Origin of the sequence: Streptomyces cellostaticus (assembly GCF_023630175.1) — a bacterium.
Classification (GTDB): domain Bacteria; phylum Actinomycetota; class Actinomycetes; order Streptomycetales; family Streptomycetaceae; genus Streptomyces; species Streptomyces cellostaticus_A.
This window is the reverse complement of the sequence record NZ_JALLIN010000001.1, coordinates 366,064-380,357: the sequence shown is the minus strand read 5'-3', so window position 1 is coordinate 380,357 and position 14,294 is coordinate 366,064. Positions and strand designations below refer to the sequence as shown.

The window sequence follows — 14,294 nt, the reverse complement described above, 5'->3', positions numbered from 1 at the left end:
CAGCTCCTCGAGGCCCTCGGCGACCAGCTTGGCCAGGCGGTCCAGGGCGACGTCCGCGCCCTCGGCGCCGGAGGCGAGGACGATCTCCTCGCCGCCCTGGGCGCCCAGTCCCAGGACGGCCAGCATGGAGGCCGCGTTGACGGGGGCGCCCCCGGCCTTGGCGATCGTCACCGGGACGCCTGTGGCCGTGGCGGCTCGGACGAAGATGGAGGCGGGGCGGGCGTGGAGGCCCTCGGCCCAGCCGACGTTGACGCGGCGCTCAGCCATGTGTTGCTGCCCTTCGGTGGTCAGGGTTGTCTAGACCAGTTTCCCATATCGCGAAGTGTGCCCCGGGCGGTCCCGCGTCCCGCCGGGGCGTGCCGCCGGACCGCGGCCTCGATCCGGCTTGTCGTCCTCCACAGACTGCCTCGCGACGCCGCCGAACGCGAGCCGTACCCTGGGGCCCATGCAGAGCCCGGCGGACCGGCAGGACCGGCAGGAGTACCCCGCTCACTGGGAGGCGGACGTGGTGCTGCGCGACGGAGGCACCGCGCGCGTCCGGCCCATCACCGTCGATGACGCCGGCCGCCTGGTCAGCTTCTACGAGCAGGTCTCGGACGAGTCGAAGTACTACCGCTTCTTCGCGCCCTACCCGCGCCTGTCCGCCAAGGACGTCCACCGCTTCACCCACCACGACTTCGTGGACCGGGTGGGACTCGCGGCCACGGTGGGCGGCGAGTTCATCGCCACCGTCCGCTACGACCGCATCGGCGCCAACGGCATGCCCGCGTCCGCGCCCGCCGACGAGGCCGAGGTCGCCTTCCTGGTCCAGGACGCCCACCAGGGCCGCGGCGTCGCCTCCGCGCTGCTGGAACACATCGCGGCCGTCGCCCGCGAGCGGGGCATCCGGCGCTTCGCCGCCGAGGTGCTGCCGGCGAACACCAAGATGATCAAGGTGTTCACGGACGCCGGATACACCCAGAAACGCAGCTTCGAGGACGGCGTCGTACGCCTGGAGTTCGACCTCGAGCCCACCGACCGCTCGGTCGCGGTGCGGCACGCGCGGGAGCAGCGCGCCGAGGCCCGCTCGGTACGGCGGCTGCTGGCACCCGGCTCCGTCGCCGTGATCGGCGTGGGCCGCGCCGCCGGCGGCGTCGGCCGCGGCGTCCTCGGCAACATCCGGGAGGCCGGCTACCAGGGCCGGCTGCACGCCGTGAACAAGGCCTTCACCGCGGACCTCGAGGAGATCGACGGGGTGCCCGCGCACCGCTCGGTGCGGGACATCGAGGGGCCCGTCGACCTCGCCGTCGTCACCGTCCCGGCCGAGCACGTGCCCGACGTCGTCGCCGAGTGCGGCGAGCACGGCGTCCAGGGACTCGTGGTGCTGTCCGCCGGATACGCCGAGAGCGGGCCCGAGGGGCGCGAGCGGCAGCGGGCCCTGGTGCGCCAGGCGCGCGCGTACGGCATGCGGATCATCGGCCCCAACGCCTTCGGGATCATCAACACCGCGCCCGGCGTCCGGCTGAACGCCTCGCTGGCCCCGGAGATGCCCCGGGCCGGCCGCATCGGCCTGTTCGCCCAGTCCGGCGCCATCGGCATCGCCCTGCTGTCCCGGCTGCACCGGCGCGGCGGCGGGGTCACGGGCGTCAGCGGCGTGTCCACCTTCGTCTCGTCGGGCAACCGCGCCGACGTCTCCGGCAACGACGTCCTGCAGTACTGGTACGACGATCCCGAGACCGACGTCGCCCTGATGTACCTGGAGTCCATCGGCAACCCCCGCAAGTTCAACCGCCTCGCCCGGCGCACGGCCGCGGCCAAGCCGCTGGTCGTGGTGCAGGGCGCCGGATCCGCGCCGCAGGGGCACGCGGTGCGGGCCACGCGGCTGCCGCACGAGACCGTGTCGGCGCTGCTCCGGCAGGCCGGCGTCATCCGGGTCGACACGATCACCGAGCTGGTCGACGCGGGCCTGCTGCTGGCCCGGCAGCCGCTGCCCGCCGGACCCCGGGTGGCGATCCTCGGGAACTCCGAGTCGCTGGGCCTGCTGACGTACGACCGCTGTCTCGCGGAGGGGCTGCGGCCCTCGCCCCCGCTGGACCTGACCACCGGTGCGACGGCGGACGACTTCCGCCGCGCGCTGTCCAGGGCGCTGGCGGACGGCACGTGCGACGCGGTCGTGGTCACGGCCATCCCGGCGATCGGCGAGGGCTCGCCAGGCGACGCCGAACTGGCGGAGGCGCTGCGGTCGGCGGCCTCCGGGGCGTCCGGCAAGCCCGTGCTCGTGGTGCACGTGGAACTCGGCGGACTCGCGGAGGCGTTGTCGGCCGCGGCGAGCACGGCCCCGCAGGCTCCCGGCGCCGCCGACGCGGCCACCCGGCCCGAGCGGGCACCCGGTGCGCCGGACGGCACCGGCCCGCCCCGCCCCGCGCCGAGACCGCCGGAAGCGGTGCCCGACGCGCCGGAAGCTCCCCCGCACGGCGCGCCCCGGCTGATCCCCGCCTACCCCGCCGCCGAACGCGCCGTCCGCGCCCTCGCCGAGGCCGTGAAGTACGGACAGTGGCGCCGCGAGGCCACCGATCCCGGCAAGGTCCCGGAGTACGAGGACATCGACGAGAGGGGCGCCGCCGAACTGATCGGCGTCCTGCTCGAACGCGGGCAGGGTCTCACCCCGGGGGAGGCGGAGACCTGCGAACTGCTCGGCAGGTACGGCATCCCGGTCCGCCGCGCCCTGCCCGCGCCCACCCCCGACGCCGCCGCCGAAGCCGCCCGCACCCTCGGCTACCCGGTGGCCCTCAAGGCCACCGCCCCGCACCTGCGGCACCGCGCCGACCTCGGCGGCGTACGCCTGGACCTCGCGAACGAAGAGCAACTGCGCCGCTCGTACGCCGAGTTGACCGAACTGTTCGGGAAGCCCGACGAGCTGCGGCCGGTGGTGCAGGGCATGGCGCCGAGGGGTGTCGACACGGTCGTACGCGCGGTGATCGACCCGGCGGCCGGCGCCGTGCTGTCCTTCGGGCTCGCCGGGGCCCCCTCGCAGCTCCTCGGCGACATGGCGCACCGGCTGGTCCCGGTCACCGACCGGGACGCGACCTCGCTGGTCCGGTCCATCCGGACGGCACCGCTGCTGTTCGGCTGGCGCGGTTCCATCCCGGCGGACACCCCCGCCCTGGAGCGGCTGCTGCTGCGCGTGTCCCGACTGGTGGACGACCATCCAGAAGTGGTGGCCGTCACCCTGGAGCCGGTCGTCGTCGCCCAGCGGGGCGTGAGCGTCCTCGGCGCCACCGTGCGCCTCGCACCGCCGCCCGCCCGGGACGACCTGGGACCGCGCACCATGCCGGCGTACTGAGCGGGGGAGCGGCCGGTCCGCCCGCCGGCCGCCCTTCGCGCCGCGGCCCCGCGCGAGGGAGGCCGGGCGGCCGCGGCCGCCCGGCGACTGGCCCGGACCGCCCTTGCCCACGGATTAGGATGGACGTCATGGCCAAGACCAGTACGACGACCCAGGGGCTGCGCGCGGCGATCGAGCGCAGCGGCTACTACCCGGCCCTCGTGGCCGAGGCGGTGGAGGCCGCCGTGGGCGGCGAGCCCATCCGGTCGTACCTGGTCCACCAGGAGACGACGTTCGACCAGAACGAGGTGCGCCGGCACGTGACCGTGCTCGTCCTCACCGGCAACCGCTTCATCGTCAGCCACACCGACGAGCAGGCCGCCGACAACACCTCCCCGACGCCGTACGCCACCACCTCCACGGAGTCCGTCAAGCTCGGCCGGATCTCCTCCGTCGTGGTCAGCCGGGTGGTCGCCAACCCGGAGCAGTACAAGCCGGGCACCCTGCCCCGCGAGATCGTGCTGACCATCGGCTGGGGCGCGGTCAGCCGCATCGACCTGGAGCCCGCCGCCTGCGGCGACCCCAACTGCGAGGCCGACCACGGCTACACGGGCAGCTCCACGGCGGACGACCTCAGCCTGCGGGTGAGCGAGGCCGGTGACGGCCCCGAGACGGTGCGCCAGGCGCTCGTCTTCGCACAGGCCATCTCCGAGGCGACCGCGGACCCCACGCGCTGATGGCGCAGATCTCCGCCTGGGACCACCCGGAGCCCCTCGCCCTGGACACCGCGCCACTGCCCCAGTACGGCAGCGGCTCGCTCGCCGACCTGCTGCCCACGCTGGCCGCGGGCCTCGGCGTCCCCGGCATGACCGCCACGATCGGGGAACTGGTCCCGGCCGACCGCGTCTGCGTCTTCCTGGTCGACGGGCTCGGCTGGGAGCAGCTCAGGGCGCACCCCGACGAGGCCCCCTTCCTGAACTCGCTGCTCGGCAGCTCGCGCGGCGGCACCGGACGCCCGCTCACCGCCGGCTACCCGGCCACCACCGCGACCTCCCTGGCCTCCGTCGGCACCGGCCTGCCGCCCGGCGCGCACGGTCTGCCCGGCTACACCGTCCGCAACCCCGACACCGGCGAGCTGATGAACCAGCTCCGCTGGCAGCCGTGGGCCCCGCCGCAGCCCTGGCAGCCGTACCCCACGGTCTTCCAACTGGCCCACGACGCCGGGGTGCACGCCGCCCAGGTGTCCTCGCCGGCCTTCGCGAGCACCCCGCTGACCAAGGTCGCGCTGAGTGGCGGCACCTTCCACGGCAGACTCACCGGCGAGGACCGCATGGACCTCGCCGCCGAGCAACTGGCCGCCGGTGACCGCTCGCTGGTGTACACCTACTACGCCGAGCTGGACGGCGCCGGCCACCGCTACGGCGTCGCCTCCGACACCTGGCGCGGCCAGCTCATGAACGTCGACCGGCTCGCCCAGCGCCTCGCCGAGCAGCTCCCGCCGCGCAGCGCGCTGTACGTCACCGCCGACCACGGCATGGTCGACGTCCCGTTCGACGAGCAGCACCGGATCGACTTCGACGAGGACTGGGAGCTGGGCGCCGGCGTGGCCCTGCTCGGCGGCGAGGGCCGGGCACGGCACGTGTACGCGGTGCCGGGCGCCGGGGCCGACGTGCTGACCGTCTGGCGCGAGGTGCTCGGCGAGCAGTTCTGGGTGGCCTCGCGGGACGAGGCGATCGAGGCCGGCTGGTTCGGGCCGCGCGTCGACGAGCGGGTGTACGCCCGCCTCGGTGACGTGATCGCGGCCGCCCACGACGACGTCCTGATCACCGCCTCCCAGCGGGAACCCAAGGAGTCGGCGCTGGTCGGCAACCACGGCTCGATGACCCCCGCCGAGCAGCTCGTCCCGCTGCTCGAAGTACGCTCCTGAATCCCCCTGCCCGTCCCCGCCGAAAGGTGCTCATCCCCTCATGCCCGAGCTGGTGTTCTTCTCCGGAACCATGGACTGCGGGAAGTCGACTGACTTGCTTGGGTATTCGCCGTCGATTGGTGATGCCGCGGACGGTGTTGTCCCGCGCGGTTCCGGCATCGTCGGTGTGGGATGCGTCCGGTCTCGCTCGTCGCGAAAGGTGCGGGTCCACTGATGTCCGAATTGGTGTTTTTCTCGGGAACCATGGACTGCGGGAAGAGTACTCTGGCGCTACAAATTGGCCACAACCGGTCGGCCAGGGGGCTCCAGGGCGTGATCTTCACGCGGGACGATCGCGCAGGGGAGGGGAAGCTGTCGTCGCGGCTGGGGTTGGTGACCGACGCGGTAGAGGCGGGCCCGGGCCGGGATCTGTACAGCTATGTGGTGGAACAACTGTCGCGGGGCGGCAAGGTCGACTACGTGATCGTGGACGAGGCGCAGTTCCTCGCGCCGGAGCAGATCGACCAGCTGGCCCACATCGTCGATGACCTGGATCTGGACGTGTTCGCGTTCGGTATCACCACCGACTTTCGTACCCGGCTGTTCCCCGGCTCCCAGCGGCTGATCGAGTTGGCTGACCGGCTGGAGACGCTGCAGGTCGAGGCGATGTGCTGGTGCGGTGCCCGGGCGACGCACAACGCGCGGACGGTGGGCGGGGCGATGGTGGTCGAGGGCGAGCAGGTCGTGGTCGGAGACGTGAACCGGCCGACGGAGGACGTGGGGTACGAAGTGCTGTGTCGGCGCCACCACCGCAAGCGGATGACGAGCGCCGGGGCTCGGGCAGCGGCGTTGTCCCCCGACGTGCTGCCGGTCGCGTCGGCCTGACGCCGGCTTCGGCGCGATCTGCGTCGGTGGCGCCACGGACTCCGCACGCGGATCGCTCGACGGCCTGGTAGTCGTCGTCCGCGACGTACCCGCCGATGCCGAAGCGGCACTCAGAGAGCCTGCAGGAGATGGCGTGGATCTCGTCAAGCGTCTCCTCCGCAAGGTCCCGGAGACGGTTGGCCCCGCCGATGTGACCGCCAAGCCCGGGACAGAGGAAGTCGAGGCAGATGTGTGTCGATGTACGGCTCGGTAGCCGGCTTCGGGGTGTGACTGTGATGCCGCATGCATCGATTCCGTAACCGAGTTGTGCGAGACCGCCTCCGACACGCGCTCGGCCGACGACAATACTGTCGTGTCCCTTTTACGTGACCTCGAACTCGAGGACGGCACACCCGTCCGGTTCCTGCTCGCACCCGTCGACGGCACGGCGCCCGCCGTACCCGCCGACGACCTCCCCGAGGGCATGGGAAGGGCGGCGCCCGTGGCGGCCGGTGGGCGGGCGGTCGTCGACTTCGCGGCTGGGGCCCTTCGCGGCGCGCTCAGACCGCTCGGCCCGCTTCTCCAGGAGGTCCACTCCGCGGCCACGGCCGTGCCCGAGCCACCGACCGAGCTGAGCGTGACCTTCGGCGTGCAGGTCGGCCAGGACCTCAAGCTCGGGATCGTGGGCGGCACGGCCCAGGCCCATCTCACCGTCACCGCCAGCTGGAAACCGGCTCCGCAGACCGGTACGACGCCCGCCACGGACTGACGCGTGGGATGGTTCGGAACCGCGGGGGACGGCGTCGGCGATGCGTCCCTCCACGTCGTGTCAATCCGCCGGGCTGTGGACGACAAGGCCGTGGGCGCGGGATTCGTCCTCGGCGGCGAGACGGTGCTGACCTGCGCCCACGTCGTCAATGCCGCTCTGGGCCGGACCGTGCTCGACCCGCGAGCGCCCGGACTGACCGAGATCGGCGTCGAGGTGCGCGACGGCGAGGCGTCCTCACAGCGGTATTTCGCACGCGTGGCTCACTGGATCGCGCCGCGCGCCCGCGATGGCGGACCGGTGCGGCCTGGTGACGACGAATGGCTCGGCGACCTGGCCGTGCTGCGGGTGGACGGGCCGGCCGGCGGTCTGCCCGCCGGCCCCCGTCGGGCGGCCATGGCGGTCGGCCAGGAAGTGGAAGCCTGTCACGGCTCCGGCGTCGAGGCCACCTTCGCGGTCCTCACCGTGCGCCGGCTCAATGGATCCCGGGCGTATCTGGACGGCGCGCCCACCGGAATGGCGGTCGGCCCCGGCTACAGCGGCAGCCCGCTGTGGTGCGAGACGGAGAAGGCCGTGGTCGGCCTGGTGGTCGCCCACTTCATGCCGCCCGTGGACCGTGCCACGGGCGCACCGCGCCCGCCCAGCACCCAGGACCTCGCACGGCGCAGCTGGGCCGCGCCCTGGCAGCGCGTCGAGGCCGAGCTGCGCCCGCTCGGTGTGCTGGACAGGGTGACGCCCGATCCGCCCGACCCGGACGATCACGCCTTCCTGCTACTGGTGCAGGCCATCGAGGACATCTTCCCCTCCGCGAGCGGCCGCGTGGAGGGCGCCAAACGGCTGGCCCGGGCCTGCGGGGTTCCGCACGGCAGCGAGGTCACCCCACCCACGCCCGACGAGTTCGCGGCGTTCCTGCTGACACATCCGCGGGCGCTGGCGGCCCTGGCGGGAAACCTGCGGCGCGACGCTCCACAGGACGCCGACCGCGTCCTGGCGGCGGGCGCCCTGTCCCGGACGCCCCTGTTGCTGTCGCCCCGGGAGTACGTCGCACTGCGCAAGCATCTGCGGGCGATGGAACCGGAGGTGCTGGCGCGGATCCCCGAGGCGATTCGCGCCGCACTGCCGCACATGGCGGCGCAGCCCGGCGCGGACACCGTGGAGGCCCTCCTCAACCACCTGGAGGCGCTGCCGGGCGACGGCCGCGCGGGCGACGGAGAACCCCGGGTGCCCGCACTGCTGCGGGCGATGGAATACGTCGGCGCGCTGTGCACGAGCGCCGTACGGCCACAGCTGCGGTTGTGGGCGGACGGGGTGGCTCAGCGGCTGGGCATCACCCGGGCAGCCATCGGCGAACGCCGCTCCGACGCCCAGGAGTGGGTGCGCTCGTTGCGTGCCCGGACCGCGCGCGTACGCGTCCTGGTCCAGGTGACACGGGCCGGACAGGGCCGGCACCAGCTGAGGATCTGGTGTGACGAAGGCGCGGGGCCCCGGCAGGTCTCGACGGACAGCGTCTCGTCGCACTCGGCGTCGGAGGCCGCGCGCGAAGTGCTGCGCGTGCTCGATTCCCTCACCCCACCCGTCGAGGACGAACGGCCACCCCTCGTCGAAGTGCTGGTGGACCGGAGCGGCCTCAACCTGCCGGTCGACGAGTGGACGGCACGGGACCCGGAGGCCCTCGTGCCCGGAGTCCTCGGCGTGGAGTTCCCGCTGGTGGTGCACTGCCCGGAACTCCTGCGCCGGCACGGGCGGTTCCTGGCCCACTGGCGCAGCCGGTGGAGCCGGCTCGACTCCGGCAAGACCCTCGTGGTCTCCGCGTCCATGGACCGCGACGCGATCTACTCCCGGCTCGTCAACCAACTCGACACCGTACGCGTCTGTGTGGACGTGCCCCCCGGACCGCGGGACGGCATCGTGCAGACCTGCCTCGCCCTGGGCATACCTGTGGTGGTGTGGGACCGCGGTCGCGACGGCACCTCGCACACCGTCCGGTACACGGCGCAGATCGCCACGCCAGAGCTGCCCGACGGCGTACGGGACTACCGGGCCAACGCCAAGGTCAACCCGCCCGACTTCCCCGGCCGCCCGGTCCTCGCCTGGGCGGACGCCGACCGCACCGTACCTCGCCTGCACCTGACCGAACCCCAGGAGAGCGCATGACATCCGCTGCCGACGCCGATTGGCGCCTGTTCCGCGGCGACGGCGTCCCCCGGTCCGTCACGCTGCCCTCGGCCCCGCCGTGGCGCCGCTTCACCCCCGCGCGGTCGATGCGCCCGGAACTGCCTTACGTGATCGCGCCGCAGCACGCCGACGTCGTCAACGCGGCACTGCACCTGCGCCGTCCGCTGCTCGTCACCGGGCCGGCCGGGACGGGGAAGTCCTCCCTCTCCCGTGCCATCGCACACGAGTTGTGTCTGGGCGAGCTGCTGCGCTGGCCCGTCAACAGCCGCTCGACCGTGAAAGACGCCCTCTACCAGTACGACGCGATCGGCCGGCTGCGGGAGACCACGCTCAGCCGCGACCGTGGTGAACGCGAGCCGTCCATTGGCACGTTCGTCCGGCTCGGCCCCCTCGGCACGGCACTCGTCCCCTCGGTCACCCCGCGCTGTCTGCTCATCGACGAGATGGACAAAGGCGACGTCGACCTGCCCAACGATCTGCTGACGGTCTTCGAGGAGGGCTTCTTCGACATCCCGGAACTCTCCCGGCTGCCGGAGGACATGGCCGACGTGGACGTGCAGACGTACGACCACCGTGCAGCCGTCCGCGTCCACCAAGGCCTCGTGCAGTGCGTCGAGTTTCCGGTCGTCGTCATCACCAGCAACGGCGAACGCGACTTTCCGCCCGCGTTCCTGCGCCGATGCCTCAGGCTCGACCTGCCACTGCCCGACGAGCAGCGGCTGCGCACCATCGTCGCCGCGCACCTCGGCGAAGAGGCGATGCGGGAGGCCGACGACATCATCGAGGTTTTCCTGCGCCGCCGCGCCCTGGGCGAACTGGCCACCGACCAGTTGCTCAACGCCGTATTCCTGCGCACTGGCGGCGTCGAACTCGACGCGGAGGGGCTGCTGGACGCCGTCCTGCACCAGCTCACCGGGGCGATGTGACCATGCCGGCCGGTGGCGAGCGGCTCTCCGAGGTGCTACGCACCCTCGCGGGCTGCGGGCTGGACCTGGACGCTGACCAGATCCTCGATGTGCTGTGGCTGGCCCGCCGCCTTCCCACGGGCGCCGACACCCCTCTGCACCGGCAGGCACCCGCCCGGCCGCACCGGCCCGCGCCGCCCGACGACCCCGCACAGCAGGTCCGTACCGTCCCGCCCCAACCCGCACCCGAACCCGGCGACGCGGAGCTGCCGGACCTCACCAGCCCCAGCCTGTACTCGTCGGCCCGCCAGACCCCGGCCCCCGAGCCACGCCCCGCCTCCCCAGGGCGGGAACCCCGCCGGGCCCTCCCGGTGCGCGTCCCCGAGGACAAGGCGCTCGGCGACGAGCTGGAACTCGGCCGGTCCCTCCGCCCGTTGCGCCGCCGCCACGACAGCCGGCACCGCACGGAGATCGACGAGGACCGCACCGCCTCGGCGCTCGCCGAGACGCACCTGCCCGACGTGGTGGAACGCCCGGTACGAGAACGCTGGCTGAACCTCGACCTGCTCGTCGACGACGGCCTGTCCATGCTGCTGTGGCACCGGCTCGGCAACGAACTGCGTACGCTGCTGGAGCGCCTCGGCGCCTTCGCCGTCACCCGGGTCCTCGGCCTCGACACCCGCAGCGCGAGCCATCCGCGGCTGCACGCCCGCCCGTTCCGCCCCGACAGCACCGAGCTGCCGCTGACCGCCGTCAACGACCCCTCCGGACGCACCCTGTTGCTGGTCGTCAGCGACGGCATGGGCCCTGCCTGGCGGTCCGGAGTGATGCACCGGCTGCTCGCCGAGCGAGCGGGTCGAGGCCCGGTCGCGGTCCTGCACACGCTGCCTCCGGACATGTGGGAGGCCTCCGGGATCTCGGCCACCCACTGGCAGGCCACCACCCGGCGCATCGGCGGCGCCAACACCTCCTGGAAAGTCACCGACCCGGTGCTGCCCGCCGAACTCAGCAACTTCGACGACATCCCGGTCCCCGTCCTCGAACCCACGGCGGACTCGCTGCGGGTGTGGGCCCGGCTGCTCGCCTCCCCCGGCATCACCGTGGAACTGCCGCTGCTGGCCCGCCCCGACCGGGCCTCCGCCGTCGCCGCCGCGCGCGACCTGAGCAGCGCCCAGCACTTCCGGGACGCGGCGACCCCCGAGGCGTACCGCCTCGCCGCCCACCTCGCGGCCGTCGCCCCGCTCTCCGTGCCCGTGATGCGGCTGGTGCAGACGGCGGTGCCCTGGGCCGCCACGACCTCACACCTCGCCGAAGTGTTCCTCGGCGGCCTCGTACGACCCCACTCGGCCCCCGTGGCCGGCCCGCTGCCGGCCAAACACCGGGTCTTCGACTTCTCGGACGACTCCAAGACGGTCCTCCTGGACGCCGTCCCACAGGCCGAACTCCTACGCACCGGCGCCCGAATCGCACGCCGCCTGGAGGAACTCGCCGGCAACTCGCCCGACTTCCCGGCCTGGCTGATCCACCCGGACGGCTCCGACACCCTGTCCGCCTCACAGCTGCCCTTCAGCAGCATCGAGCGCCGGCTCCTCAGCCGGTTCGGCGTGTCCTTCGGCGAAACCCGCAGCCACGGCCAGGCCCCGCTACGGCCCGACACCGGTACGGACGACTGGGAGCCGCTCACCGACGAGGACCCACACAGTATCGGGGGCTACGAACTACGCGGCCGCCGGCGCGGGCGCCGCACGGTCGTCTACCAGGGCGTGGACACCGAGGGCAGGCAGGCCGTACTGCGACTGCCGCGCGCCGACCTGCCCGCCGTCAACGCCGGACTGATCGGGGTGGAGGCCGAGGCGCTGGCCCGCCTCCAGGGCCAATACGCGCCCCTGCTGCTCGCCGCCGGGCTCCAGGAGTCGCCGCCCTGGCTCGCCATGACACCGATCGCGGACGCAGGGGCGTCCGACGCGCAGCCGACACGGCTCGTGGAGATCTTCACCCGGGCGCTGACCGACGGCACCGCGCCCTTTGACATCCTGCAGGGCCTGCTGGTCTCCTGCTATCTCGCCAACGCGGTCGCCCTGTGCCACGTCAACGGACTCGTGCCCGCAGCGCTGGACGCCGATAGCGTGTACGTCCTGCGCCGCACCGTGGTCCTGGCCGACCTGTCGGACTGTGCCGTCGACGGCGTGTACCTGGGCTCGGGCGCGGCGCCCACCCGCGAGGACAACGTGCGGGTCCTGGGCGAGCTGCTCCAGGTCATCAGCAGCAAGGCCGGCTGGGACATGCCGGGCCTCCCCGAGGGCATGCATCTGTGGCAGGGCGACACATGGGAACAGCTGCGGCGACTCGTGCTGCGCTGCATCGACCCGGATCCGGCGCAGCGGCCCGCGGCGAGCGAGGTCGCCGAGATGCTCGCCCGGTACGTCGCCCGAACCCGTCTCCAACTGGGTGGCCCGCGGTCACCGGCGGTTCAGGAGAGCCGGGTCGAGCCCGTGCCGCTCACGCCGCCGCCCGCGGTCGCCGGCGGCACACCCCCCGCGCTGCGTCTTCCGCGCTTCGGCGCTGCCCGCCGGGAGGCCGAGGCCCGGTTGGAGCGGCTGCGGGAACCCTTGCCGCACAGCAGGCGCCTGACCCTGGTCGGCGCCTACCACTACAGCGGCCGCGCCACGACCACGATGGTCCTCGGGTCTCTTCTCGCCGCGGTGCGTGGTGAACCGGTCCTGGCGCTCGACGGATCCGCCTCCGAAGGGGCGTTGGACGCCTTCCTCACCGACCGCAACCCGGCCGTCGTACGCGATCTGGCGGCGCTGCCGCCCCCACCGTCGTACGAGAAGATCCGCGCCCGCACCACCCGCCTGCCGTCCGGCCTGGAAGTCGTGGCCCACCGCGCCGGCCACTTCAGCCCCAACCCGGCCCACCAACAGGAGTACGCCTATGTGCTGGCCCAGACGGCGCCCTACTACTCCTTCGTCCTCACCGACTGGGCACCGCTGCGTCTGGACGGGTCGGCCGAGGTGGTCCTCGACCACACCGACCGGTTGATCCTGTGCTGTGGGACCGCAGAGTGGTTCCTGGATGCGGCTGTCCGTACCCTCACCGACGTGCGGGCGACGGGTCGGGAACGGTTGGCACGGCGGGCGCTCGTCGTGGCCACAGACGTCGACGGCGGCTCCGACCGTGACCTGCCGGACGGATTCGCCCGGCGTCTGCAAGTCGAACCCGAACAGGTGGTGCACGTGCCCTTCGACGCGACGCTGCAGTCTTCCAGCTGGGCACTGAACCGACTGCGGCCAGCCACCACGGGGACGTTCGTCCGGTTGGCGGAGCTGGCGATGCAGGACGACTGAATCACGGGACCGGTAAGCGCACGGCCTCCTCGGACGGTCCTTTGCCGCTCCCCACTCCGACAGTCTCGGCTGAGACACCCGGCTTGTCGCATGCGGACAACGGCCGGCGTGAGCGAAGCGCCTCCCGGCCGGTGCCTTCAGCCGATGCGGGCTCCCGCGCCCCCGACCCGGACGCGCGAATCGCCCGCGCGCAGCGTCACCGTGAGTTCGCCCGGGCGGCCCAGGTCCTCGCCCTGGTGCAGGGTGAGGACGGCGTCCTCGGGGACCAGGCCGAACTCACGGGCGTACGCACCGAAAGCGGCGGCCGCCGCGCCGGTCGCCGGGTCCTCGACGACGCCGCCGACGGGGAACGGGTCACGGACGTGGAAGACGGTGGCCGACTCCCGCCACACCAACTGGACCGTGGTCAGGTCCAGGCGGTGCATCAGCGCTTCCAGGCGCGCGAAGTCGTACGCGAGGTCCGCGAGGCGGGTGCGCGTCGCCGCCGCGAGGACGAGATGGCGGGCTCCGGCGAACGCGACACGGGGCGGGAAGGCCGGATCGAGATCCGTGGCCGGCCAGTCCAGCGCGGCGAGCGCCTCCGCGAGGTCGGCACCGGCGATCTCCTCCACGTGCGGTTCGACGCTGGTGAGCGTGGCCCGGATCGTCCCGCCCTCCTCGGTGACCTCCACCGGCACGGTGCCGGCGGGCGTCGAGAACACCAGCTCCCCGGGGCCGATCCGCTCGGCGAGCGCGACGGCGGTCGCGACGGTGGCGTGCCCGCAGAACGGCACCTCGGCCTTGGGACTGAAGTAACGAATGCCGTACGCCCGCCCCTCCGGGCCGTCGAGACCCTCCGGGGGCGCGGTCAGGAACGCGGACTCCGAGTAGTCGAGTTCGGCGGCGATGGCCAGCATGTCGCCGTCGTCCAGTCCGGTGGCGTCCAGCACGACGCCGGCGGGGTTCCCGCCGGCGGGGTCACTGGAGAAGGCGGTGTAGCGCAGCACCTCGGGCCGCGGCGCGTTCGTCGTCATGGTCGCGGCAACACCGG

10 protein-coding genes are annotated in these 14,294 nt (G+C 73.2%); 8 read left to right on the top strand and 2 right to left on the bottom strand.

Annotation, left to right across the window (positions count from 1 at the left end):
- The coding region (locus tag MXD57_RS01155; RefSeq protein WP_250399324.1) for an HPr family phosphocarrier protein at window positions 1–267 on the bottom strand (267 nt) is incomplete at its 3' end.
- Window positions 268–445: 178 nt separating this feature from the next.
- On the opposite strand from MXD57_RS01155, the gene MXD57_RS01150 reads away from it, so the two are divergent.
- From MXD57_RS01150 to MXD57_RS01115, 8 genes are all read left to right on the top strand, one after another.
- On the top strand, window positions 446–3,322 hold the full coding sequence (locus tag MXD57_RS01150) for a bifunctional acetate--CoA ligase family protein/GNAT family N-acetyltransferase (RefSeq protein ID WP_250399323.1): 2,877 nt from the start codon (window positions 446–448) through the stop codon (window positions 3,320–3,322).
- Window positions 3,323–3,441: 119 nt separating this feature from the next.
- Window positions 3,442–4,038, top strand: a complete 597-nt coding sequence (locus tag MXD57_RS01145; protein ID WP_250399322.1) for a DUF5998 family protein — start codon at window positions 3,442–3,444, stop codon at window positions 4,036–4,038.
- Window positions 4,038–5,228: an alkaline phosphatase family protein gene (locus tag MXD57_RS01140; protein WP_250399321.1), complete on the top strand. Its 1,191-nt coding sequence runs from the start codon at window positions 4,038–4,040 to the stop codon at window positions 5,226–5,228. Before MXD57_RS01145 ends, MXD57_RS01140 begins: the two co-directional genes overlap by 1 nt.
- Window positions 5,229–5,441: 213 nt before the next feature.
- Window positions 5,442–6,092, top strand: coding sequence for a thymidine kinase (locus MXD57_RS01135; RefSeq protein ID WP_250399320.1), 651 nt, complete (start codon window positions 5,442–5,444; stop codon window positions 6,090–6,092).
- Between the two features lie 352 nt (window positions 6,093–6,444).
- Complete coding sequence (locus tag MXD57_RS01130; protein ID WP_250399319.1) at window positions 6,445–6,840, top strand: CU044_2847 family protein; 396 nt, start codon at window positions 6,445–6,447, stop codon at window positions 6,838–6,840.
- A 75-nt stretch (window positions 6,841–6,915) separates the two neighbouring features.
- Window positions 6,916–8,991, top strand: a complete 2,076-nt coding sequence (locus tag MXD57_RS31710; protein ID WP_250399318.1) for a VMAP-C domain-containing protein — start codon at window positions 6,916–6,918, stop codon at window positions 8,989–8,991.
- Window positions 8,988–9,938 carry an AAA family ATPase gene (locus MXD57_RS01120; RefSeq protein ID WP_250399317.1) on the top strand — a complete coding sequence of 317 codons (951 nt, stop codon included), beginning with the start codon at window positions 8,988–8,990 and terminating at the stop codon, window positions 9,936–9,938. Before MXD57_RS31710 ends, MXD57_RS01120 begins: the two co-directional genes overlap by 4 nt.
- Window positions 9,939–9,940: 2 nt before the next feature.
- The gene (locus tag MXD57_RS01115) at window positions 9,941–13,264 is read left to right on the top strand and encodes an SAV_2336 N-terminal domain-related protein (protein ID WP_284504941.1); all 3,324 of its coding nucleotides are present in this window, start codon (window positions 9,941–9,943) and stop codon (window positions 13,262–13,264) included.
- 137 nt (window positions 13,265–13,401) lie between these two features.
- Here the strand turns inward: MXD57_RS01115 and MXD57_RS01110 are convergent, their stop codons facing one another.
- On the bottom strand, window positions 13,402–14,277 hold the full coding sequence (locus MXD57_RS01110; RefSeq protein WP_250399339.1) for a PhzF family phenazine biosynthesis protein: 876 nt from the start codon (window positions 14,275–14,277) through the stop codon (window positions 13,402–13,404).
- Window positions 14,278–14,294 lie beyond the last annotated feature (17 nt).